The 408-nt window shown below is 58.1% G+C and carries 1 protein-coding gene; it reads left to right on the forward strand.

Annotation, left to right across the window (positions count from 1 at the left end; all coding sequences use genetic code 11):
* Positions 1–408 (forward strand): sigma-70 family RNA polymerase sigma factor (locus BG61_RS38950; RefSeq protein WP_152565305.1); only part of this gene is annotated, 408 nt, incomplete at both ends.

The raw sequence follows: 408 nt of genomic DNA on the forward strand, positions 1-408 counted from the left end.
ATTGCCGCTGCAGCAACTGAAGAAGATCAACCGTCAGATGACGGCGGCCGAAGTCAAAATGCGGCAGGCCAAGCGCGAAATGATCGAGGCGAACCTGCGTCTCGTGATTTCGATCGCGAAGAAGTACGTGAACCGCGGCATGCAATTCCTTGATCTGATTCAGGAAGGCAATATCGGCTTGATGAAGGCCGTCGATAAATTCGAATATCGGCGCGGCTGGAAGTTCTCCACGTATGCAACGTGGTGGGTGCGGCAGGCCGTGACGCGTTCGCTCGCCGACCAGGCGCGCACGATTCGCGTGCCGGTGCACATGATCGAGACGATCAACAAGCTCAATCGCATTTCGCGCGAGATTCTTCAGCAGACGGGCCAGGAAGCGCATCCCGCCGTGCTCGCCGAGCGCATGGA

Source organism: Caballeronia glathei, from assembly GCF_000698595.1.
GTDB lineage: Bacteria > Pseudomonadota > Gammaproteobacteria > Burkholderiales > Burkholderiaceae > Caballeronia > Caballeronia glathei.